The organism is Paraburkholderia sp. 35.1 (assembly GCF_050436525.1).
GTDB lineage: Bacteria > Pseudomonadota > Gammaproteobacteria > Burkholderiales > Burkholderiaceae > Paraburkholderia > Paraburkholderia tuberum.
Map to the genome: position 1 here is coordinate 1,570,873 of NZ_JBNDMJ010000003.1, position 22,474 is coordinate 1,593,346.

25 protein-coding genes, 1 pseudogene and 1 riboswitch are annotated in these 22,474 nt (G+C 66.2%); of the genes and pseudogenes, 5 read left to right on the forward strand and 21 right to left on the reverse strand.

From position 1 onward, the window contains the following. Positions 1 to 96: 96 nt before the first annotated feature. The 17 genes and pseudogenes from hisC to OKW27_RS27435 all read right to left on the reverse strand — a co-directional run bounded on the left by hisC (position 97) and on the right by OKW27_RS27435 (position 14,806). Positions 97 to 1,167 carry a histidinol-phosphate transaminase gene (gene hisC / locus OKW27_RS27355; RefSeq protein ID WP_429335391.1) on the reverse strand — a complete coding sequence of 357 codons (1,071 nt, stop codon included), beginning with the start codon at positions 1,165 to 1,167 and terminating at the stop codon, positions 97 to 99. 250 nt (positions 1,168 to 1,417) lie between these two features. Further along, positions 1,418 to 2,753, reverse strand: a pseudogene (hisD, locus tag OKW27_RS27360) (histidinol dehydrogenase). Between the two features lie 58 nt (positions 2,754 to 2,811). Next, positions 2,812 to 3,513 (reverse strand): ATP phosphoribosyltransferase, encoded by a 702-nt coding sequence (gene hisG, locus OKW27_RS27365; protein ID WP_090802096.1) that lies wholly within the window; start codon positions 3,511 to 3,513, stop codon positions 2,812 to 2,814. Then, on the reverse strand, positions 3,510 to 4,772 hold the full coding sequence (gene murA / locus OKW27_RS27370) for a UDP-N-acetylglucosamine 1-carboxyvinyltransferase (protein ID WP_429335392.1): 1,263 nt from the start codon (positions 4,770 to 4,772) through the stop codon (positions 3,510 to 3,512). Before murA ends, hisG begins: the two co-directional genes overlap by 4 nt. Positions 4,773 to 4,883: 111 nt before the next feature. Beyond that, complete coding sequence (locus OKW27_RS27375) at positions 4,884 to 5,123, reverse strand: BolA family protein (RefSeq protein ID WP_008918725.1); 240 nt, start codon at positions 5,121 to 5,123, stop codon at positions 4,884 to 4,886. Between the two features lie 15 nt (positions 5,124 to 5,138). Beyond that, on the reverse strand, positions 5,139 to 5,903 hold the full coding sequence (locus tag OKW27_RS27380) for an ABC transporter permease (protein WP_429335393.1): 765 nt from the start codon (positions 5,901 to 5,903) through the stop codon (positions 5,139 to 5,141). After that, entirely contained in the window at positions 5,900 to 6,832 is a 933-nt protein-coding gene (locus OKW27_RS27385; RefSeq protein WP_090802100.1) for an ABC transporter ATP-binding protein, read from the reverse strand. Before OKW27_RS27385 ends, OKW27_RS27380 begins: the two co-directional genes overlap by 4 nt. Before the next feature lie 191 nt (positions 6,833 to 7,023). Continuing rightward, on the reverse strand, positions 7,024 to 7,344 hold the full coding sequence (locus OKW27_RS27390) for an STAS domain-containing protein (RefSeq protein WP_090802102.1): 321 nt from the start codon (positions 7,342 to 7,344) through the stop codon (positions 7,024 to 7,026). Then, positions 7,341 to 7,973, reverse strand: a complete 633-nt coding sequence (locus tag OKW27_RS27395) for an MlaC/ttg2D family ABC transporter substrate-binding protein (RefSeq protein ID WP_090802103.1) — start codon at positions 7,971 to 7,973, stop codon at positions 7,341 to 7,343. Before OKW27_RS27395 ends, OKW27_RS27390 begins: the two co-directional genes overlap by 4 nt. Before the next feature lie 114 nt (positions 7,974 to 8,087). Next, a complete protein-coding gene (locus OKW27_RS27400; RefSeq protein WP_090802105.1) occupies positions 8,088 to 9,068 on the reverse strand; it encodes an MlaA family lipoprotein in 981 nt (326 codons plus the stop codon). A gap of 19 nt (positions 9,069 to 9,087) precedes the next feature. After that, positions 9,088 to 9,618, reverse strand: a complete 531-nt coding sequence (mlaD, locus tag OKW27_RS27405; protein ID WP_090805493.1) for an outer membrane lipid asymmetry maintenance protein MlaD — start codon at positions 9,616 to 9,618, stop codon at positions 9,088 to 9,090. Positions 9,619 to 9,709: 91 nt separating this feature from the next. Then, positions 9,710 to 10,477 (reverse strand): lipid asymmetry maintenance ABC transporter permease subunit MlaE, encoded by a 768-nt coding sequence (gene mlaE / locus OKW27_RS27410; RefSeq protein WP_018420057.1) that lies wholly within the window; start codon positions 10,475 to 10,477, stop codon positions 9,710 to 9,712. After that, positions 10,474 to 11,298 carry an ABC transporter ATP-binding protein gene (locus OKW27_RS27415; protein ID WP_429335394.1) on the reverse strand — a complete coding sequence of 275 codons (825 nt, stop codon included), beginning with the start codon at positions 11,296 to 11,298 and terminating at the stop codon, positions 10,474 to 10,476. Before OKW27_RS27415 ends, mlaE begins: the two co-directional genes overlap by 4 nt. 91 nt (positions 11,299 to 11,389) lie before the next feature. Then, the gene (thiE, locus tag OKW27_RS27420; protein ID WP_429335395.1) at positions 11,390 to 12,493 is read right to left on the reverse strand and encodes a thiamine phosphate synthase; all 1,104 of its coding nucleotides are present in this window, start codon (positions 12,491 to 12,493) and stop codon (positions 11,390 to 11,392) included. Next, entirely contained in the window at positions 12,490 to 13,305 is an 816-nt protein-coding gene (locus tag OKW27_RS27425; RefSeq protein WP_090805494.1) for a thiazole synthase, read from the reverse strand. Before OKW27_RS27425 ends, thiE begins: the two co-directional genes overlap by 4 nt. Positions 13,306 to 13,412: 107 nt before the next feature. Then, the gene (gene thiS, locus OKW27_RS27430; protein ID WP_026225709.1) at positions 13,413 to 13,610 is read right to left on the reverse strand and encodes a sulfur carrier protein ThiS; all 198 of its coding nucleotides are present in this window, start codon (positions 13,608 to 13,610) and stop codon (positions 13,413 to 13,415) included. Positions 13,611 to 13,669: 59 nt separating this feature from the next. Then, a complete protein-coding gene (locus tag OKW27_RS27435; protein WP_184009202.1) occupies positions 13,670 to 14,806 on the reverse strand; it encodes an FAD-dependent oxidoreductase in 1,137 nt (378 codons plus the stop codon). A 221-nt stretch (positions 14,807 to 15,027) separates the two neighbouring features. Next, positions 15,028 to 15,151: riboswitch (TPP riboswitch) on the reverse strand. Between the two features lie 430 nt (positions 15,152 to 15,581). Here OKW27_RS27435 and OKW27_RS27440 point away from each other — a divergent pair. From OKW27_RS27440 to OKW27_RS27460, 5 genes are all read left to right on the forward strand, one after another. After that, a complete protein-coding gene (locus OKW27_RS27440; protein WP_429335396.1) occupies positions 15,582 to 17,333 on the forward strand; it encodes an ABC transporter ATP-binding protein/permease in 1,752 nt (583 codons plus the stop codon). Further along, positions 17,330 to 18,133 (forward strand): SDR family NAD(P)-dependent oxidoreductase, encoded by an 804-nt coding sequence (locus tag OKW27_RS27445; RefSeq protein WP_429335397.1) that lies wholly within the window; start codon positions 17,330 to 17,332, stop codon positions 18,131 to 18,133. Before OKW27_RS27440 ends, OKW27_RS27445 begins: the two co-directional genes overlap by 4 nt. A 205-nt stretch (positions 18,134 to 18,338) precedes the next feature. Beyond that, a complete protein-coding gene (locus OKW27_RS27450) occupies positions 18,339 to 18,812 on the forward strand; it encodes a hypothetical protein (protein WP_090802111.1) in 474 nt (157 codons plus the stop codon). Positions 18,813 to 18,876: 64 nt separating this feature from the next. Beyond that, positions 18,877 to 19,503: a hypothetical protein gene (locus OKW27_RS27455; protein ID WP_429335398.1), complete on the forward strand. Its 627-nt coding sequence runs from the start codon at positions 18,877 to 18,879 to the stop codon at positions 19,501 to 19,503. Positions 19,504 to 19,604: 101 nt separating this feature from the next. Further along, positions 19,605 to 20,348, forward strand: a complete 744-nt coding sequence (locus OKW27_RS27460) for a response regulator (protein WP_184052280.1) — start codon at positions 19,605 to 19,607, stop codon at positions 20,346 to 20,348. A 94-nt stretch (positions 20,349 to 20,442) separates the two neighbouring features. On the opposite strand, the gene OKW27_RS27465 is transcribed toward OKW27_RS27460, so the two are convergent. The 4 genes from OKW27_RS27465 to OKW27_RS27480 form a co-directional block, all read right to left on the reverse strand. After that, positions 20,443 to 21,114 carry a flagellar basal body L-ring protein FlgH gene (locus OKW27_RS27465; RefSeq protein ID WP_429335399.1) on the reverse strand — a complete coding sequence of 224 codons (672 nt, stop codon included), beginning with the start codon at positions 21,112 to 21,114 and terminating at the stop codon, positions 20,443 to 20,445. Between the two features lie 111 nt (positions 21,115 to 21,225). Then, a complete protein-coding gene (locus tag OKW27_RS27470; protein ID WP_187612926.1) occupies positions 21,226 to 21,939 on the reverse strand; it encodes a hypothetical protein in 714 nt (237 codons plus the stop codon). Positions 21,940 to 21,942: 3 nt separating this feature from the next. Further along, positions 21,943 to 22,140, reverse strand: coding sequence for a DUF6726 family protein (locus tag OKW27_RS27475; protein ID WP_184070632.1), 198 nt, complete (start codon positions 22,138 to 22,140; stop codon positions 21,943 to 21,945). 15 nt (positions 22,141 to 22,155) lie between these two features. Beyond that, on the reverse strand, positions 22,156 to 22,347 hold the full coding sequence (locus OKW27_RS27480) for a hypothetical protein (RefSeq protein ID WP_429335400.1): 192 nt from the start codon (positions 22,345 to 22,347) through the stop codon (positions 22,156 to 22,158). Positions 22,348 to 22,474: the final 127 nt, after the last annotated feature.

Consider the following 22,474-nt stretch of genomic DNA (forward strand, 5'->3'; position numbering starts at 1 on the left):
CTTAAAAGCGCTAGTAATGTGGGATGGACAAACTGGCGGGCTGCTCAGTGCAGCCGTTCAACGCAGCGGCTCAGTGCCGCCGCTCGATGCGGCGGGTTACCGCAACACGAGTTTCAGGCCGGCGAGCAACTCGGCGTTCTCGTTCGGCGAACCGACGGTCAAACGCACGCAATTGGCCAGCAATGGATGCATTTTACTCACGTTTTTGATCAGAATCCGCGCCGTTAGCAGGGTTTCGAACAATACCGACGCATCGGGCACCCGCACGAGCAGGAAGTTGCCCGCGCTAGCGAACACTTCGGCGCCCGGCAGCGCGGCCACCGCCTGCGCAAGTTTCTCGCGTTCGTCGCGCAATTGCGCGGCCTGCGCATCGAGCACGCCGATGTGGTCGAGCAGGAAATCAGCGGCGGCCTGCGTCAGCACGTTGGTGTTGTACGGCGGGCGGACCTTGTCGAACTCGGTCAGCCACGCGGGCTTGCCGACCAGGTAACCGAGGCGAATGCCGGCGAGGCCCAGCTTCGACACCGTGCGCATCACGACGACGTTGTCGAACTGGTCGGCGCGCGGCAGCCAGCTCTTCTGCGCGAACGGCTGATACGCCTCGTCGATCACGACGAGGCTCTTGCCCGCCGCGGCGATGACGCGCTCGATTTCGGCGTCATCGAACAGCGTGCCGGTCGGGTTGTTCGGATACGCGAGATAGATGATCGCCGGTTCATGCTCGGCGATCGCCGCGAGCATCGCGTCGGTATCGAGCGTGAAGTCGGCTTTGAGCGGCACGCCGACGAATTCGAGATGCGCCAGCTTCGCCGACATCTGATACATGACGAAGCCCGGCACCGGCGCGAGCACCTTCGCGCCCGGCTTCGCGCACGCGACCGACATGATGCTGATGATTTCATCCGAGCCATTGCCGAGCAGCACGTCGCACCCCGCCGGCACGCCCATCACGTGACGAATGCGCTCGATCAACTGCTCGGGGCGCGGCGCCGGATAACGGTTCAACGCGACGCCGGCCAGACGCTCGCCGAGATGCGCGGCAAGTTCCGGCGGCAGCGGAAACGGGTTTTCCATCGCGTCGAGCTTGATGAAGCCGGTGGCGTCCGGAACCGGATAGCTCGTCATTGCGAGCACGTCGCTGCGGATGATGTCTTGAGGTGTCGTCATAGGTTCGGGGGCCGGGCCGGGCGAAAGACGCCGGGTCGGCGTCGTCAGTGCTCGGCGCTCGGCGCTCGGGTTGGTCTCTGTCGTCGTTATTGAACGGGGCGGGTGGGCTCGATCCGTCGCTCGAGCGGGTGGAAGCCGGAAAACATGGAAGCCGGTCGATGCGGCGGCGGTTGCCGCCCTCGCCGCTTCTCCTGCTCCCGCTTACGCCTGCTTGAGCTCCGCCGCGCGCCAGCGCGATCAGCGCTGCGCCTCAGCCGCGTTCGTTGTTGTTCTGCCGCATCCGGTATTCGGCGCTGCGTGCGTGCGCTTGCAGACCTTCGCCGTATGCCAGTTCCGCGGCAATCTCGCCGAGCGTCTGCGCACCTTCCGCGCTGACCTCGATCAGGCTCGAACGCTTGAAGAAATCATAGACGCCGAGCGGCGACGAAAACCGTGCGGTACGCGACGTCGGCAGCACATGATTCGGGCCCGCGCAGTAGTCGCCGAGGCTCTCGCTCGTGTAACGGCCAAGGAAGATCGCGCCTGCGTGACGGATCTGCTGCGCCCACTGATGCGGCTCCAGCGCCGAAATTTCAAGGTGCTCCGGCGCGATGTCGTTGGCGATCGCGCAGGCCTCGGCCATGTCGCGCACCTTGATCAGCGCGCCGCGGTTTTCGAGCGACGTGCGGATCACTTCGCGGCGCGGCAGGGTGGGCAGCAGTTCGTCGATCGCTTCCTGCACGCGCGCGATGAACGCGTCGTTGGGGCACAGCAGGATCGACTGCGCGAGCTCGTCGTGCTCGGCTTGCGAAAACAGGTCCATCGCGACCCAGCGCGGGTCGGTCGTGCCGTCGCACAACACGAGGATTTCCGACGGCCCGGCGATCATGTCGATGCCGACCGTGCCGAACACGCGACGCTTCGCCGACGCGACGTACGCGTTGCCGGGGCCGCAGATCTTGTCGACTGCGGGCACGGTCGGCGTGCCGTACGCGAGCGCAGCTACCGCCTGCGCGCCGCCGATCGTGAACACGCGGTCGACGCCACCCAGCAAAGCCGCCGCGAGCACGAGCGGATTCTTCACGCCTTCCGGCGTCGGCACGACCATCACGATTTCGCGCACGCCGGCCACCCGCGCCGGTATCGCGTTCATCAGCACCGACGACGGATACGCGGCCTTGCCACCCGGCACGTAGATCCCCCGCGCGATCGAGCGGCGTGACCTTCTGGCCGAGCACGGTGCCGTCGGCTTCGGTGTACTGCCAGCTATGGCTGCCGCACTCGATCTTCTGCTTCTCGTGATAGCCGCGCACGCGTGCCGCCGCCGCTTCGAGCGACGCGCGCCGCTTCGGCTCGAGACTTTCGAGCGCCGCCTCGAGTTCGGCCATCGGCAGTTCGAGCTCGGCCACGCTTTTCGCATCGACGCGATCGAAGCGATTCGTGTACTCGAGCACCGCCTCGTCGCCGCGCGCCTTCACGTCGTTCAGAATCTGCGCGACCGCGCGCTCGATGGCTTCGTCTTCGCTCGCCTCGAACGCGAGCACCGCATGCAGCGACTTGTGGAAGTCGCGAGCGGTGGAATCGAGTTTGCGAATCTTGGTAGACATACAGGTATCCGTTTCGGTAAGGCGCGCTATCAGTGCAACGTCACATTGCCATCGTCAGTCAGGCCGCCGGGGCGGCGGTTTTCGACGAAGCATTGGCAAACGCGTCGAGAATCGGCCGCAACGCGGCGCGTTTGAGCTTCAGCGCTGCCTGGTTCACGACGAGGCGCGACGAAATCTGCATGATCTCCTCCACCTCGACCAGATTGTTCGCGCGCAGCGTATTGCCCGAGCTGACCAGGTCGACGATCGCGTCGGCGAGACCAACCAGCGGAGCGAGTTCCATCGAACCGTACAGCTTGATCAGATCGACGTGAACGCCCTTGGCGGCAAAATGCTCACGAGCAGTTTCAACATACTTGGTCGCGACCCGCAGACGCGCGCCCTGGCGCACCGCGTTCGCATAATCGAAACCGGCCGCGACCGCGACCGACATGCGGCAACGCGCAATGTCCAGATCCACCGGCTGATACAGGCCGCTGCCGCCATGCTCGAGCAGCACGTCCTTGCCGGCCACGCCGAAGTCGGCCGCGCCGTACTCGACATAGGTCGGCACGTCGGTCGCGCGCACGACGATCACGCGCAGGTTCGGGTCGGTGGTCGGCAGAATCAGCTTGCGCGAGCTCTCCGGATCTTCCGCTACCTCGATGCCGGCCGCCGCGAGCAGCGGCAGCGTTTCCTCGAAGATACGCCCTTTCGACAACGCGAGCGTGAGCGGCGCGCTGACCGCCGGCGACGACGACGTTTGCGGCATCGAACTCATGCCCCGCTCCCGGAAACCCGGCGCACCTTCGCGCCGATCGCATTGAGCTTCGCTTCCATGCGGTCGTAGCCGCGATCGAGGTGATAGATGCGGTCGATCAGCGTCTCGCCCTCGGCGCGCAGCGCGGCGATCACAAGACTCGCGGACGCGCGCAGATCGGTGGCCATCACCTTCGCGCCGGACAGTTTTTCGACGCCGGTTACGAGCGCGGTGTTGCCGTCGATCGTGATGCTCGCGCCGAGACGGTTCAGCTCCTGGACGTGCATGAAACGGTTTTCGAAGATCGTCTCCACGACTTGCGACGTACCCTCCGCGATCGTGTTGAGCGCCATGAACTGCGCCTGCATGTCGGTCGGAAACGCCGGGTATTCGGAGGTGCGGAACGTGACCGCGCTCGGGCGCTTGTCCATGCGCACGCGCATCCAGTCGTCGCCTTCCTCGACCGTGACGCCCGCTTCGCGCAGCTTTTCGGTGACGGCTTCGAGCAGCAGCGGACGCATCTTGCGCAGCATGACGTCGCCGCCGGCCGTCGCGACCGCGCACAGGAAAGTGCCCGCTTCGATGCGGTCCGGAATCACCGTGTGCTTCGCACCGTGCAGCTTGTCGACGCCATGGATCACCAGACGGTCGGTGCCGATGCCTTCGATCTTCGCGCCCATCGCGACGAGCAGACGCGCGAGGTCGACCACTTCGGGTTCGCGCGCTGCGTTCTCGATGACCGTCTCGCCTTCGGCGAGCACCGCCGCCATCAACAGGTTCTCGGTACCGGTCACGGTGATCATGTCGGTGACGATGCGCGCGCCCTTCAGACGCTTCGCGCGCGCCTCGATGAAGCCGTGCTCGATCGTGATCTCGGCGCCCATCGCCTGCAGACCCTTGATGTGCTGATCGACCGGACGCGCGCCGATCGCGCAGCCGCCCGGCAGCGACACGCGCGCATGGCCGAAGCGCGCGACGAGCGGACCGAGCACGAGGATCGACGCGCGCATCGTCTTCACCATTTCGTACGGCGCGACGAGGTTGTCGACCTTCGACGCGTCGAGCGCGACGCGCCCTTCGCCGGCTTCGATCCGCACGCCCATCTGGCCGAGCAGCTTGAGCATCGTGCGCACGTCCTGCAGATCGGGCACGTTCTCCAGATGCACCGGATCGGCGCTCAGCAGAGCCGCGCACAGGATCGGCAATGCCGCGTTTTTCGCACCCGAGACGACAACTTCACCGGAGAGCGGGTAGCCACCTTCAATGATGAGTTTATCCATGCCTGTCGGTTCCTGATCGGCCCGGTTCGCGTCCGGACCTGCTTTGTCTGTGTTCGGCGCGCCGCTAGCGGTGTCGCGCCCTTCCTGAGTAATTCGCACAAAATTTCCAGATTACGCGTTCTGCCATTCGGCGGGCGTCAGCGTCTTCATGCTGAGCGCGTGGATTTCTTCGCGCATGCGGTCGCCGAGCGCCGCATACACGAGTTGGTGACGCTGGATCAGGCGCTTGCCTTCGAAGTTCGGCGAGACGATCGTCGCAAAGAAATGCTGACCGTCGCCTTCGACTTCGAGATGCTCGCACGCGAGTCCAGCTGCAATGTACTGTTTGACCTGTTCGGGAGTCGGCAACATGAGAGAAGCTCCTCGTCAGTGGCGCAGCTTGTAGCCGGTAGCGAGCATGCGCATCGCCACGGCGGCCAGCACCACGAAGAAACCGGCGACGATCGCGAGGCTCACCAGCGGGTCGATATCCGACACGCCGAAAAAACCATAGCGAAAGCCGTCGATCATGTAGAAAAACGGATTGAGCCGCGATACTTCGCGCCATACGGGCGGCAGCGTATGCGTCGAGTAGAACACGCCCGACAGGAACGTGAGCGGCATGATCAGAAAGTTCTGGAACGCGGCGAGCTGGTCGAACTTCTCGGCCCAAATGCCGGCGATCAGACCCAGCGTGCCGAGAATCGCCGAGCCGAACATCGCGAACACGATGATATAGAGCGGCGCGGTGAAGGCGAGCGGCACGAACCAGATCGTCACGATGAACACGCCGAAGCCGACACTCAGCCCGCGCGCCACGGCCGCGAGCACGTAGGCCGCGAACATCTCGTGGTGCGACAGCGGCGGCAGCAGCACGAACACGAGGTTGCCGGTGATCTTCGATTGAATCAGCGACGAAGAACTATTCGCGAACGCGTTCTGCAGCACGCTCATCATCACGAGGCCCGGAATCAGGAAGCTCGTGTATTCGACGCCCGGATAGACCTGCACGTGGCCGCGCAGCGCGTGGCCGAAGATGGTCAGGTAAAGGAGCGCGGTGATGACCGGCGCGAGCACGGTCTGGAACGACACCTTCCAGAAGCGCAGCAGTTCTTTGTAAAACAGCGTGCTAAATCCACTGTACCCGCTCATGCAAGCCCCTCGATCACTTCTGGACCGTTCATCACCTGAACGAATACGTCTTCGAGGTCGGCCTTGCGGACCTCGATTTCTTCGAATGTACAACCGGCCGCGCGGCATTGCGCGAGGATGCGCTCGACGTCGTCGTAGCTCGTCAGGCGCAGCAGATGCTGGCGGCCATTGCCGTTGCCGGCGCCGCTTTCCGCCTCGAGGGGACGCAGCTCGGCAGGCAGCACGCCCTGCGCGAAGCGAACGAACAGTTGCATGCCGGCGAAACGCTGCAGCAGTGTGCTGGTGCGATCGAGCGCAACGACCTCGCCACGGCGCAGCATCGCGATGCGGTCGCACAACGATTCGGCTTCTTCCAGATAGTGCGTGGTCAGCACGATCGTGTGGCCTTCGCGATTCAGGCGCGAGATGAACTTCCACAGCGTCTGGCGCAACTCGACGTCGACACCCGCGGTCGGCTCGTCGAGCACGATCACCGGCGGGCGGTGCACGAGCGCCTGCGCGACCAGCACGCGGCGCTTCATGCCGCCCGACAGCGCGCGCATGTTGGCATCGGCCTTTTCGGTGAGATCGAGATTGGCCATGATCTCGTCGATCCACGCGTCGTTGTTGCGCAGCCCGTAGTAGCCGGACTGGATGCGCAAGGTTTCGCGCACCGTGAAGAACGGATCGAACACGAGCTCCTGCGGCACCACGCCGAGCGCGCGGCGCGCGTTGCGGAAATCGTCGACGACGTCGTGACCGCGCACCGCGATGCTGCCTTCGTCGGCGCGCGCGAGACCCGCGAGTATGCTGATGAGCGTCGTCTTGCCCGCGCCGTTCGGACCGAGCAGTCCGAAGAACTCGCCTTCTTCGACCGTGAGGCTGACGCCCTTGAGCGCCTGCAAGTCCTTGTAGCGCTTCTTGACGTTACGAATTTCTATGGCTGACATGACTATGGGCCGCGTGCGTCGCGGCGCCTGAAGTAGCCCCAATGGAGCTTGGGGACGCGCAAATGCTGGAAGAAACGGGAACCGGGGCCGATTAGGGGGCCAGTTCGACGCCCCAAAAAAACGTTTGATTATAGGGCAAAAACTGACACCCCCGGCCTGGCCGGAAGGGAGGAGACGACGCTAGAGGAGCGTCAATGTCGCGCTGACGCAACCATGCTGGAGGCGCCAGAAGAGAGAAGTGTATCGACGCCGTAGGCCTGCGCGAGACTGGCGAGCCCAGCCGGCAGATTGACGATTTCGAACTTGCCGCCGCGCGCCGCCGCGGCCCGCACCCACGCGAGCAGGACGGCGAGCGCCGACGAATCGAATTGCGTGAGCGGCGCGCAATCGACGCCGCCCGCACCCGCCGCGATGCGTTGCAGACCTGCCGCGAGCGCGGCCTTCGCGCTCGCGTGGGTCAGCGTCGTGCCGCTGTCGAAGCGGTTCGCCACCGGGTTCAGCACGTCGCTCACGACTGCTTGCCCGCGGCGAGTTGCTGATTGCGCTGCGTGAGGAACTGGATCAGTCCGTCCACGCCCTTCTGCTGGATCTGCTCGTTGAACTGCTGCTGATACGCCTGGATCAGCCACGCGCCGAGCACGTTGATGTCATACACGCGCCAGCCTTGCGCCGTCTTGTACAGGCGGTAGTCGAGTTCGATCGGCTGGCCGTTGTTCATCACGACCGAGCGCACCACCGTGTCGGTGTCGTCCGGGTTCATGCGGAACGGCTTGTACTGGATCTGCTGGTCGCGCACCTGCGCGAGCGCGCCCGCGTACGTCCGGATCAGCAGCATCTTGAACTGCTCGACCACCTGGTTCTGCTGTTCGGGCGTCGCGGTGCGCCAGTTACGGCCCATCGCGAGCTGGGTGGTGCGGCGGAAATCGATGTACGGCAGGATCTTTTCGTTGACGAGCGCCGTGATGTGCCTGATGTCGCCCTGCTGGATCGACTTGTCGCCCCGAATCGCGTCCATCACCTGCTGGGTGACGGTCTTGATCAGCGCGTCGGGCGAGCTGGTGTCGACGGTTTGCGCCGATGCGCCCGCGCTGATGAACGAAAACAACGCGGCAAACAACGGAATCAGGAAGAATTTTTTCATATCGAGCTTTGCCTCAAAAATAATGCAACAGTTTGAACCGACCTTATCACGCGAGTTCGACGGCAATCGATGCGCAAACTGCGAGAGTCGTATCGATCTGTTACGGCTGCACGTTCAATGCAATCTTAAGGACGGGAAGTTGAAGCGCGTGGGCGGCACCAACTGACCGGCCGGAACTTGCGTTTCCGGGCCGCCTTTCAGGTCGAGAGGCGGTGTTTCGGCGCCCGACGCGGCCTCCGGTGCCGACGCGCCTTGCGGCGTGCCCACGGCCGCGCCGGATGCGGGAGCCGGCTTGGCCGGCGCACCTGCCGCGCCCGTCTCGCCTTCGTCGTACTTCGGCAGCGGCGCTTCCTCGTCGTAGCTCGGCAGTTCCTGCGGACGCCGGCGGTTATCCGACAACAGATACTGCCGGCGCTGCAGATACGCGTTACGCACGAACGAGTATTTGTCGAGCGCTGCGCCTTCCAGCAGGTTGCTCGCTCCGAGCAGGTTCGCGCGCGTGTTGACGATGTTCAGGCCATACAGCGCCCAGCTCAGGCCCGGCGGGTCGACGTAGCTGATCGGGTTCACGTAGTAGTTGCCGAGCGAGCCGACCGCATCGCGCACCGTGCTCGGCCCGAACAGCGGCAGCACCAGATAGGGGCCCGCCGGCACGCCGTAGTGGCCGAGCGTCAGACCGAGGTCGTTGTCGTGCTTCGGGAGCTTCGCGAGCGTCGCGACGTCGAACAGGCCGCCGACGCCGAACAACGTGTTGATCACGATCCGCATGATGTCGGACACGCCATCGGCGATGCGCAGCTGCAGCAGGTTGTTCGCCGCGATATAGACGTCGCCGATGTTCGAGAAAAAGTTCGTCACGCTGTCGCGAACCGGCTGCGGCGTGACCCAAACGTAGCCCTGCGCAACCGGCTTCAGCGCGTACTGGTCGATCTTGTCGTTGACGGTGAAGATCGTACGGTTCAGCCCTTCGAACGGGTCGCCCTTGGTAGGCGTCTGCACGGTCGTGCAACCGGCGAGCAGCGCAGCCGCCACGGCGACCTTGCCGAACTGTAGGACGCGCGCGCCGCTGCGCGCGGTCTGCAGTGTCGTCTGCATCTAATTCTCCTTGTTGGCCTTACTGGGCGGCAGCGCCGGAGGCCGGCGCGCCGGGCGCCGGTGCAGGGGCGGATGCGGCGGGCTTCGCCGCGCCGGAATCCGCGGCCTTGCTATACAGGAACTGGCCGATCAGGTTTTCCAGGACGATCGCCGATTGCGTCATCGAGATCGTATCGCCGGCCTTCAGCATTTCCGAGTCGCCCCCCGGCTCGAGCCCGATGTACTGCTCGCCGAGCAGACCCGAGGTCAGGATCTTCGCCGAAGTGTCCCTCGGAAACTGATATTGCTTGTCGATATCGATCGTGACGAGCGCCTGGTAGGTGTTGCTGTCGAAGCCGATCGACGCGACCCGGCCGACCGTCACGCCGGCGCTCTTCACCGGCGCGCGTGGCTTCAGCCCGCCGATGTTGTCGAACTTCAGCTTGACCGGGTAGGTTGCCTGGAACGACAACGAGCTCATATTGCCGGCCTTCAGCGCAAGAAACAGCAACGCCACGAAACCCAGCACCACGAACAGGCCGACCCAAAAGTCGAGAACATTCTTTTTCATCGTCATCCCAAAGTGAATCCGCCGCGCCGCCGCCACCTCCCGCCGTGCGCGGCGCATCATGCACCGCCGGCAGCCGGCATGCTGCGCGGTCTTAGCTGAACATTAGTGCGGTCAGGAGGAAATCGAGCCCGAGCACCGCGAGCGACGCGTACACGACCGTGCGGGTCGTCGCGCGCGACACGCCTTCCGGCGTCGGCTTCGCCTCGTAGCCCTGAAACAGCGCGACGAAGGTCACCGCGAGGCCGAACACCACACTCTTGACGACCCCGGCGCCGACATCGCGCCACACGTCGACGCCGCTTTGCATCTGCGACCAGAACGCGCCGGCATCGACGCCGATCAGCAGCACGCCTACCACGTAACCGCCCAGAACGCCGACCGCGCTGAAGATCGCGGCGAGGATCGGCATCGACACGATGCCGGCCCACAGGCGCGGCGCGATCACGACCTTGACCGGATCGACGGCCATCATTTCCATCGCGGTGAGCTGCTCGCCCGCCTTCATCAGGCCGATTTCGGCGGTCAGCGACGTGCCCGCGCGCCCGGCGAACAGCAGCGCGGTCACGACCGGCCCGAGCTCGCGCACGAGCGACAGCGCGACCAGCAACCCGAGCGCCTGCTCGGAGCCATAACGGTTCAGCGTGTAATAGCCCTGCAGCCCGAGCACGAAGCCGACGAACAGCCCCGACACCGCGATGATCACGAGCGAATAATTACCGACAAAGTGGATCTGCTTCGTGACAAGACGCGGGCGGCGCAGCAGCGGGAAAAACTCGAGCACGAGCCGCAGGAAGAAGCGCGTCGCGTAGCCGGCGGTGCCGAGCCCGGTGATGACCGAGCGACCGATCGTACTGATCATGCCTGGCCTCCGCCGATGCCGAAGTCCGCCGCGAGCGGCGTCTGCGCCGGATAGTGGAATCTGAACGGGCCGTCCGGCGCGCCGTCGATGAACTGCCGCACGGTCGGATCGGTCGACGCGCGCAGTTCGTCGGGCGTGCCCTCGGCAAGCACACCGCCGTTGGACAGGAAGTACACGTAGTCGGCGATCGCGAATGATTCCGGCACGTCATGCGTGACGAGAATCGACGTGGCGCCGAGCGCCCGGTTCAGCGTGCGGATCAGGTTCGCGGTGATGCCGAGCGAGATTGGGTCGAGACCGGCGAACGGCTCGTCGTACATCATCAGTTCGGGGTCGAGCGCGATTGCGCGCGCGAGCGCCACGCGCCGCGCCATGCCGCCGGAAATCTCGGACGGCAGCAGGTCGCGCGCGCCGCGCAGGCCGACCGCGTTGAGCTTCATCAGCACGAGGTCGCGCAGCAGTTCTTCGGGGAGATCGGTGTGCTCGCGTAGCGAGAAGGCGACGTTTTCGAACACCGACATGTCGGTGAACAGCGCGCCGAACTGGAACAGCATGCCCATCTTGCGGCGCAGCGCGTAAAGGCCTTCGCGCGTCTGCTCGCCGATGTCCTCGCCATGGAACAACACCTGGCCGCGCTGGGCGCGCACGAGGCCGCCGATCAGCCGCAGCACCGTGGTCTTGCCGCAACCCGAGCCGCCCATGACCGCGACGACCTGACCGCGACGAAAGCGCAGATTCAGATTCGACAGGACGAGCCGGTCGCCGTAACCGAAGTCGACGTCGCGCAGCTCGAGTAAGGTCTCGGGATAGGAAGGCACCACACTGACAATCCTTTTACAGGGAAGGCCGAATTATAGGGCCATCGTGCAAAAGCTGCCGTGAGGTGCCCCGTTCCTTGACTATGCCTGACGATTATTGCGTAAACGTGTGTTGCAGTGCAGACACGGCGGCGGCCGGGTCGGCCGCTTCCGTCACCGCGCGCACCACGGCCGCGCAGCCGACGCCGGTCGCGAGCACGTCCGGCAGCACCTGCAGATCGATCCCGCCGATCGCGACGAGCGGCACCACGCCGTCGAGCAGCCGCACATAGCGTGCGAGGCGGCGCAAGCCCTGCGGCGCGGTCGGCATGACCTTGGTCGTGGTCGGGAACACGGCGCCCAATGCAATGTAGCTCGGCCGGAAATGCAGCGCCTTCAGCATCTCGTAGAAGCCATGAGTGGACAGGCCCAGGCGGGTGCCCGTGTCGGCCAGCGCGGACAGATCCGCGGTATGCACGTCTTCCTGGCCGAGGTGCACGCCGTATGCGCCCGCCGCGAGCGCCGCCTGCCAGTGATCGTTGATGAACACCTGCGCGTCGTGCGCGCGGCCGGCCGCCACGCAGCGCGCGATTTCGCGCTTCAGCTCGTCGGCGGGTTCGGCCGACTTGCGGCGCAACTGCACCGTCTTCACGCCGAAGCCGACCACCCGTTCGACCCAGTCCGCGGTCGGCAACACCGGATACAGGCCGAGCCTTGCCGGGCAGCGCGGGAACGCCTTGGCGGGTGCCGCCGGCAGGTCGGTAAGGCGCGGAAAGCGAGCGAGGTCGGCCGGAAAAGCATCGTCGGCGCGGGTCTCGTCGCCATCGCGCCACGCGAGCGCGAGCACCAGCGCGTCGTGCGGATCGAAACCGCAGTCGAGGAACGCGGCAAGCGCGGGAATCCAGTCTTCCGCCAGATGTCCTTCGAGGCCGTACTTCTCGCCGCCCAGATGCAGCGTCGCGCGGTTCTCCGCGGCGACGATCACGCCCGCACCCCGCGTCAGCCAGCGCGCGATCTGCTCGCCGTGCGGCTGTGCGTCGGCGGTCACGATCAGGTCGCCACCGTTCGGTTCGTCGGGTGCGATCAGGCAGATGCGCCACGGCGCGTGCGTCGGCGGCCAGTCGCCGAGACGTGCGCGGATGCGCTCGGCGGCTTCGATGAGTTCGTCGGCCGTCGGCCAGAACAGATCGCGGTCCTTCAGCGTCAACGACTGAGTCATGCGGCACCTCCATCCTGATGCCAGAACGGCATGCCGACCACCGGCGTGCTCGCGTGCGCGCTCTCGCGCTCGGCCATCGGGCCCGCGAGATACGCTTGCCGACCCGCCTCGACGCCCAGCGCGAACGCGCGCGCCATCGCGTCGGGGTGCGTCGCCTGCGACACGGCCGTGTTCAGCAGCACGCCGTCGAAGCCCCACTCCATCACCTGGGCCGCATGCGACGGCACGCCGAGCCCGGCGTCGACGATCAGCGGCACGTCCGGCAGCCGCTCGCGCAACACGCGCAGCCCGTATGGATTGATCACGCCCTTGCCGGTGCCGATCGGCGCGCCCCACGGCATCAGCGCCTCGCAGCCGGCGTCGAGCAGACGGCGGCCGATCACCAGATCTTCGGTGCAGTACGGCAGCACCTTGAAGCCATCCTTGACGAGCCGCGCGGCGGCTTCGATCAGGCCGACCGGGTCGGGCTGCAGTGTGTAGTCGTCGCCGATCAGTTCGAGCTTGATCCACTCGGTCTCGAAGATTTCGCGCGCCATGTGCGCGGTCGTCACCGCTTCACCGACGCTCAGGCAACCCGCCGTGTTCGGCAAGAGCGGCACGCCATGGCGCTTGAGCAGATCGAAGAAGCCGGCTTCGGCGTGGCCCTCGTTCATCTGACGGCGCAGCGCGACCGTCACCATGCCGGGGCGCGCGGCGTCGATCGAATCGGACAGCGATTGCAGCGACGGATAGCGCGATGTGCCGAGCAGCACGCGGCTTGCAAAAGTTTGACCGTATAGCGTCAGCGCGTCGGCGGTCTCGTGAGAAGTCATTTGCATCATCCTGGTTTGCCCTCGCGGCTAGAACCGACCGCGTTGCGGCAATGGGTTTTCGGCGACGGTTGTTGCGTTCGGTAAGCGACAGGCTGGCGCGGTCGCGCTCAGCCGCCCGCGACCGGCTGCACGACGTCGAGCCGGTCGCCCGTTTGCAACGCGCGCGCCGCATGCTGCGCACGCGCGACGAAATCGCCGTTGAGCGCGACCGCGAACGGCGGACGCGCGCCAAAGGCGGCGAGCGCATCGGCGACGGTCGCGCCCTCGGGCAGCGACAACGGCTTCTGATTGATATGAATGTCCATGGTGTTCGAATACGGTTCAATCGATGGCGCAAGCGGCATCGCGCGCGGCACGTTGGCCGCTACGCTCGGGCCGGCTCGCGCGCGAAATGCTGCTGGAACAGCTCGCTCCAGCGTGAGTCGCGCCGCCAGCCGGCGAATGCGTCGGCATCACCGACGCGGCCGTCGAGCAGCGCGCTCGCGAAGCGCACGGCTTCGTCGGCGACTTCGGGCGCGATCATGTAGCCGTGCCGGTACAGGCCGTTCACGCGCAGCGTGCGCGCGCCGTCCCACAGCAGCGCGGGACGATGATCGGGCAAGGTCGGCCGGCACTGCGAATTCAGCTCGAGAATGCGCGCCTCGCCGAAGCCCGGGTGCACCGAAAACGCCGCGCTCAGCAACTCGAGCGCCGAACGCACGCTGACGGGCGACATGTCCTCGCCCTCCACCTCGGTCGCGCCGATCACGTAGAGGCCGTTCTGCTTCGGCGCGATATACAGCGGGTAACGCGGATGCAGTAGCCGCACCGGGCGCGTCAGCTGCAGGTGAGGCGCATGCACGCGCGCAACTTCGCCGCGGATGCCGCGCAGCGTCGGCAGCACCGGCTTCGCGCCGAGCCCGCGGCAATCGATGGTGATGCCGGCATCGGGCAGCGACGCGTCGTCGATCGGCGTGTTCCAGTGCGTGTCGACGCCGCGCTCGGCAAGCCCGGCCGCGAGCGCGGACAGCACCTGGCGGTTGTCGAGCTGGCCTTCTCGCGGCAGCAGCCAGCCTTGGCTGAAGCGGCCGGCCAACGCGGGTTCGGCGGCGCCGAGCTGCGCGCCTGCCAACGCGACGAAGCCGCCGTCGAGCAACTCGGCCGGCGCGTTCGCACGCACGCGCCGCTCGAATAGCGGCGCCTCGGTGCGATCCGCGTGATGCCAGACGACGAGCGTGCCGTTGCGCTGGAAAAACACCGGCTCCGGCAGTTCGGCAAGCACGCGCGGCCAGCTTTCGAGCGAACTCGCGCCAAGCCGCGTGATCAGCAGCTCGGCGCTCGCGGCCTCTGCCAGCGGCGCGAGCATCGCGGCGGCGACCCACGCGGCAGCCTGCGAACCGGTGGCATCGCCGCGCTCGTAGAGCGCCACGCGATGCCCGTCGCCAGCGAGGCGCCACGCGACCAGGCGGCCGCACAGGCCGCCGCCGAGCACGGCGAAATCGGGTCGGGCGGGACGGTTCATCGCGCGCGCTCCGTTCGACTGCGGCGGGCAAAACCAAAACGGCACGGCTCGCCCGAGGCGGCGTGACGAAGGGAAAAATGCATGTCTGAAGAATAGGCGGTCATCGAGTCCTTTCCGTACGGCCAAAAACGCACGTACCCAGGACGAAACCGGCGGGTGAAGCCGGCCGGTCACGACGTGCACATGTGAGCTGCGCTCGCCGCCCGGCGGGGAATGGAAGACGGTTGCTTCCGGAAACTTCCCGCGCCGGTATTACCCGGATCGGGTGCAAAGGGTCTCTCTCAGCCTCGCCGCCCCGGCATGAAAGTCATGCCGCCTGTGGGCGAAGCACCCCTGTTTCGTCGCAGGTTATTAGACCATAAAAGGCGCGGCGCCCGCAAACCAGCGCTCCGCGGTCGCCACCCCAATTTTGATCTGGCACCGTCTATCGAGATGCCGGTGCGAAGCGGCCCGGCGCTCTGGCACAATGCCGTGATCGGTGCCGCAAAAACGCGGCGCGCGCGGCACTCGTGGCCGCATGCGTGGCGGCGGCACCCCAGCGGATGCCGGCCCCGAAAATTAATTTTCGCTTAAGGGCGTCACGCCAGAATCGGGCGCCCGTCCGGACTCGCGTCATCGAGCGTGATGGCGCGATGACCGGCCAGGTATCGCAGACCCGCGGCAGCCACACCCTCGCAAAGGCGCCTGCTGTTCGCGGGATCGCCCGACATGGGTCAACCAGATCGGACCCGTACGCCGGAATGGCACTTCGGGTCAGCACTTCATCAGGATGCTCATGACACCACATACTTCCGCCAGCCCCGCGCTGCCGCCCGACGAAAAGGTCTCCGCATGGACCCTGATCAAGCCCTACTGGGTTTCCGAGGAACGAGGCATCGCGTGGGGGCTGCTCGTCACGATCATCGTGATGAACCTGCTCGTCGTCTGGATCAACGTGCGCCTGAATAGCTGGAGCAGGGACTTTTACAACGCGCTGCAGGCGAAGAACGTCCACGACTTTCCGCACCTGCTGATGATCTTTACCGGACTCGCGTTCGGTTTCATCATCCTCGCCGTGTATGGACGCTATCTGCGCCAGATGCTCGGCTTCCGCTGGCGCCAGTGGCTGACCACCCGCTACCTGAACGAGTGGCTCGACGACAGCGCGTTCTACCGCATCGAGCGCGACCGTCTCACCGACAACCCCGACCAGCGGATCAGCGACGACCTGCAGTCGTTCGCGACCACCACGCTGTCGCTGACGCTCGATCTGCTGTCGACCGTCGTCACGCTCGTGTCGTTCATCACGATCCTGTGGTCGCTCGCGGGCGCGTTGAGCATCTCGCTCGGCGGCATGCCGCTGCAGATCCCCGGCTATATGGTGTGGGCCGCGGCGCTGTATGCGGTGGGCGGCTCGCTCGTCACGCAGAAGGTCGGCCATCCGCTCGTGTCGATCAACTATCAGGCGCAGAAAGTCGAGGCCGATTTCCGTTTCGGCTTGATACGGCTGCGTGAGAACGCCGAGCAGATCGCGTTCTACAACGGCATGGAAACCGAGAAGACGAACGCGCGCACGCTGTTCGGCCGCATCCGCGACAACTGGTGGCAGGTGATGAAGTACACGAAGCGCCTCACCTTCGTGCTGAGCTTCTACGGCCAGATCGCGATCATTTTCCCGATCGTCGTCGCCTCGCCGCGCTACTTCGCGGGCGCGTTCACGTTCGGCGTGCTGATGCAGATTTCGAGCGCGTTCGGCACGGTCAGCGATTCGTTCTCGTGGTTCATCAACAGTTATACGAGCCTCGTCGAATGGCGCGCGACCGTGAACCGGTTGCGCGAATTCAAGCGCGTCGTGCATTCGCCGCGTCTGAAGGAATCGGTGTCGCCGGCCACGGAACATGGCGGCATCAATCTGCATTTCGTCGACAGCAACACGCTTACCACCGACAGCCTCCAGCTCGCGCTGCCCAATGGCAACCCACTGTCGCGCATCCGCGATATCGTGATCCGGCCGGGCTCGCGCTGGCTCGTGCGCGGTCCGTCGGGCGCCGGCAAGAGCACGCTGATGCGCGCGCTCGCGGGCCTGTGGCCGTTCGGCGACGGCTCGATCGACGCACCGGTCAACGCGCGCATGATGTTCATCCCGCAGGTCAGCTACATGCCGATCGGCACGCTGAAGGCGGCGCTCGCGTATCCGTCGGCGGCGGACACCTATGACGACGACGAATGCCGCGACGCGCTCATCACCTGCCATCTGTCGGAATACGCGGACCGTCTGCAGGAAACGGCGCACTGGACTCGCGTGCTGTCGCCGGGTGAACAGCAGCGCTTCGCCGCCGCGCGCGTGCTGCTGCACAAGCCGGACTACCTGTTCCTCGACGAAGCGACCAGCGCGCTCGACGCGGAAAACGAGGCGCGGCTCTATCGGCTGTTCACCGAGCGGTTGCCGAAGGCTGCGATCGTCAGCGTCGCGCATCGCGAATCGCTCGCAGCGTTCCATCACGAAACGCTCGACGTCGAGCGTTCTGTCGAAGCGGTAGCGGCGTGAGCGACGCGAGCGGCGCTCACGTCAGCGAAGCGCACGGCACCGCCGCTCGCGTCGTGCTGATCACCGGCGCCGGTTCCGGCATCGGCGCGGCGCTCGCACGGCGCCTCGCGGCGCCGCATACGTCGTTGATGCTGCACGCGCGCGGCGCAGACGACGCCTCCCGTCGACGGCTCGTGCAGGTTGCCGCCGACTGCACGGCAAGCGGCGCACGCTGCGCGACCGTGTTCGGCGACCTCGCCGAGCGCGGCGCGGCGGAGCACGTGATCCATCAGACGCTCGCGAGCTTCGGCGCACTCGATCAACTGGTCGCGAACGCCGGCCATGCGCAGCGCCAAACGCTGGCCGCGCTCGATCCCGACACCTTCGGCGCCGCCTTCGCCGCGATGCCAGCCGCCTTCGCCGCGCTCGTGCGGCGCGCGATGCCCGCGCTCGAAACATCGAAGCGCGGTCGCGTGGTCGCCTTGAGTTCGTTCGTCGCGCATCGCTATCGCGCGGATGCGCCATTCGCCGCGACGGCGGCCGCGAAAGCGGCACTCGAAGCGCTTGCGAAAACGGCGGCCGCGGAGCTCGCGCCGCTCGGCGTGACCGTCAATTGCGTGGCGCCGGGCTACACGCGCAAGGATCGCGGCCCAAGCGCCGACAACGCGGCCGTGTGGGCGCACGCCGCCGAAGCCACGCCGCTCGGTCACGTCGCCGAACCGGACGACGTCGCCGCGCTGATCGCATTCCTGCTGTCCGACGCGGCACGCCACATCACCGGCCAGGTGATTCACGTCGATGGCGGCTTGACGCTCGGTTAAGCCTCGCCTGCGCGCCGGCACCTCCGGGCGCAACATCCGGAAAGACACGAGAAGAGTTCGAAAGGATTTGCGGAGCGCGCAAGCTGTTCCGCGCTTTGAAAATGCCTGCGAGCAGCGACGATAGTCGTACGGGCCGCGCCATGCGCCGGCCGTCGTTGATGTCAGTCACGTCTTTCATCGCAACCGCTCTTCGGACTCCTCGCCCATGTCATTCGCTCGCCGTGTTTCACCTTTGCTCCCGTCTTTGCTCCCGCGCATCGCGCTCGCCTGCGGCGCGGCGCTGCTGCTCACGAACGCCGTCGATGCCGCGCAAACGACCGGGCCGAACCAACCCGCCGATATCTGCGCGGCGCTCACGCACATCGTCGATGCGAGCGATTTCCGGCGACTGCCAAACGAGACCGCCGCGCAACTGCCGGGCGTCTCCCATCCCGACGATTGCCGCGCCAGCCCGCACGCGTACGACTGCCACTGGCGTGCGCACTGGCAAGCCGACGGCGTCATCAACGATCCGCTCGAAGAACTCGGCGCCGACATCGCCGCCTGCTTTCCGCGCGTCGTGCACGACGTCAACACACCCGTGCGCCAGCATTTCGTCGTGACCACCGACGCCCGTCGCGTGAACGTCACCGCGAGCGTGCAAGGTCAGAACGAACTGCGACTGCGCGTGACGCGCTGAGCGCGCGGCCGTCGCTGCTTTTGATGCTCCATCGCATTTTGTGACCGGGATCGGGCGCTGCCTCATGACCTCGTCGCCGACCGTGCGCGCGCCAGCGGCAACCAGGCATTCGCGCCTGTGTCTGGTCGCCTCGCTGATATGCCGGCGTCGTTGCGCCCTCGCCGCCTTCGCCGCGACGCTGACGCTCGCGCTCGACGGTTGCGCCTGGACGCTGATCCAGGCCGCCGACGCCACCGGCTCCGTCATCCAGGCCGGCTACGCGATCGCGTCGAACTACTCGTCGCCGACCTTCGTCAACGGCCGGCCCGCAGATTTGCAGCACCTCTGCATCGAAGTGAACCCGACGGTGTCGGTCGGCGATTTCGTGCCGGCGCTGCAGCTCGCGCTCGAGCGGCGCGGTATTCGTTCGGACGTCTACAATCCGGGCACCTCGCCGGCCGGCTGCGAAGCGCGGCTCGTCTACGACGCCGCGATCGGCTATGGCCGCCGCTCGACGCTGATCCAGAGTGGCCGCATTCTGGTCACCGCGCGCTATCAGACCGGCGGCCTGAACACCGACCGTTTTTCGTCGGCCTCGGTCAAGCTCGGCGGGCTGATCGAGCGGATGGTGGTCGATCGGACCGATTTCCCGCGTCAAGCGCGGCAACAGCAGACCCTGCAAACCTCGCGGGCTTTCCCGCCGCCCCACTGAGTGCTCGCGGCTTTGCTTTCGCTTGCAGCGCCTTACACGGGAAAGGATTGGAAAGCGGTATACGCTTTGCGCGGCCCGTGCGCATCACTAAGATGACCTGAATGAACCAGACCATCCTGATCGTCGATGACGATCCCGTCGTACGCGAGCTCGTCGGCGAATATCTGCACGGCCGCGGCTTCAAGGTCGCCATGCTGGAAAATGGCTTGGCGTTGCAGCGCAGATTGCAGCAGGAGCGTCCCGCGCTCGTCGTGCTCGACATCATGATGCCGGAGCTCGACGGCATCAGCGCGCTGCGCGCTTTGCGTGTCGCCGGCGACGACATTCCCGTGATCCTGCTGACCGCGCGCGCCGATCCGATCGATCGCGTGATCGGCCTCGAACTCGGCGCCGACGATTATCTCGGCAAGCCTTTCGAACCGAGCGAGCTCGTCGCGCGGATTCGCACCGTGCTGCGGCGTCGCGGCTCGATCGCGCCGGGCGCGCCCGAACAGCGCGCGCCCTATCATTTCGGCCGCTTCGAAGTGAACTTCCCCGCGCGCGAACTGCGTCGCGACGGCGAACGCATCACGCTGCGTTCGAGCGAATTCGCGATGCTGAAGGTGTTCGTCACGCACGCGATGACCGTGCTCACGCGTGCGCAGCTGCTCGAAAAACTGCACGGCAATAGCGAAGCGCATCGCAACCGCAGTCTCGACGTATCGATCTGGCGCTTGCGTCGATTGATCGAAGTGGACCCGTCGGAACCGCGCTACGTGCAGACGGTGTGGGGACGCGGCTACGTGTTCGTGCCGGACGGCGAGATCGGCGCGGCCGAACGCGGGCTTGCGCCGCCGCTCGGTTAGCGGCGCCTGACGGTCGAAGCCGGTTGATGCGGCCCACGCGTCGCACGTAACGCGCAGCGCGGTGTCGCGCGCACCGCGCTGACCCGGCTGACGGTCAAAACGTCAGCACACTCAGAAACATCCTCTGCAGCCAGCCCATCGTCGTCGCATCGTTGACCATGCCGAGGCCCGCCTGCTCGATGCGCGCGTTCGCGACCTTGCTCGACGCGACGTAATTGCCTGCTTCGATGTCCTTGGGATTGACGATGCCCGAGAGTCGAAGACGGTCGCGGGTCCCGCTCATCGCGATCACCTTCTCGCCTGACACGACGAGATTGCCGCCCGACACCGTGCCGATCACGGTCACGGCTAGCGTGCCCGTCATGTCGCTGATGTCGCTCAGATTGCCCTGCCCTTTGTAGTCGGTGCCGGCAGAGCCGATGTTGAACAGTTTGGCGAGTCGCGCGGCGGCATTCGTCGATTGATCCGCGGCAGTCGCGGTGATGCTGCTCGTGCGGTTCGCCGACGCGCTCGCGCTGTTGTTGCCGCTATACGATTCCGACAGCCGGATCGTCAGCACGTCGCCGACGTGCTGCGCGCGCGGCGTCTCATACAGCAGCAGCGGCGCGCCGGCCTGATAGATCGCGCCTTGCGTGTTGACGTTCAACGGTGCGGACGCGAGCGGCGGCGCCATCGGCGTTTCGACGATCGACCTGGTCTGCGCGCTCGAACAGGCCGTGAGACAGCTCGCGGCGCCGAGCACGAGGGTGAGACGTAGCGCGGTCATGCTGGCTCCGTGGCGGAAAGGATGAAAGGAGTCGAAGTGAGGCGGCCTATCCGGACACCGCCCGGTTTCGGCGTTGGGATCGCACCGGTAACCAGGGTTGCCTGGCAAACGTCAGCCCGCGTCGGCGCCGCTCGCCTGCCACTGCCGCACGACCGCTTTCATCCACGCATCCGAGCCCTTCAGCAGATACGTGAGCGTGCCGTTGCGGCTGCCGGGCAGAAAGCACAGCGTGATCGAACTCACCGCGTTCTCCCATACGTACATCGGCATCGCGCCCGGCGCCGCCGCGTTGCGGGTCGCGAGACGCGGTGGCCCGTAACGATCCTCGAGCGCGTCGCGCAGATCCTCCGCGGTCAGCTCGTCGATCACGAACGACATCTCGTAGAGACGCAGCGCGCCCTGCCCGTCGATGCGCGCGAAGCGCATCACGTGTTCGAGCGCCGGCGCACCATCGACCACGGCCTGCGACACCGCCCAGCGTTCATCATCGCGATGCGCCCAGCGGCACGCGACGCTCAGGCTATCGTGCGACTTCAGCCGCATGCCGAGCGCTCCGGCCTGCACGTCCGTCTCGCAGATCGGCACGCTGCCGACCGGCGTCGCGCGCACGGTCGAGCCCGCGCGGAATTCGTCGATCGTGATGCCGAGCGCGACGCCGCGAAACGAAAACGGCGCGTCCGGCGAGCGCCGCCGCGTGTCGGTGACGACGCTATTCGATGCCGCGCTGGCCGCCTTCGCACTGCGCGCGACGAGCTGTGCATGCGCGGCGCACGACAGCACGCCGCCGAGCAGCATCAGTGCACCAACCATCCGGGTGAGCGTCATGATTCAATCGATCGCGGAAGCGCACATGTCGAAAGGCGTCGCCGCCGCATGGCCGACGACCGGCAGCACTTTCAGGGTCGCCGCCGTGACCCGGCACGGCAGCGCCGCGGCGCCGCAGCCGCCGAGCGGCAACAGCAGCGCGCCGGCAACGAGCCACGCCACGGCGCGCCGCCGCTGCTCAGTAGTTCTGGATAACGGCACGCGGACCTCGCCGATTCACGCAGTCGTGTTGACCAGATGGCCGATGAGCCCCGTGCCCGGCGCAGGCAGTGCAGGCTGCCCGAGCCCGGCGCTCTGCTGCGATTTCGCCGCTGCGCCCGTGGAGCTTGAACTGGCGGACTTCTCCCTGGCCGGCTTATGCGCCAGCGAGGAGAAAGGCGTGGAACTGAGCGTATTGTGGACCGTCATGATGGACCTCGCGAAGGTGCGCATTGCGCACCGGTGTCGGTTGAACGCCGCGCGCCGTCGTCCGAGGCAGCGGGCCTCGTTCGGCATGCGGCGCGACTTGCTGCGGAACGAATCATCGCGCCGCGCG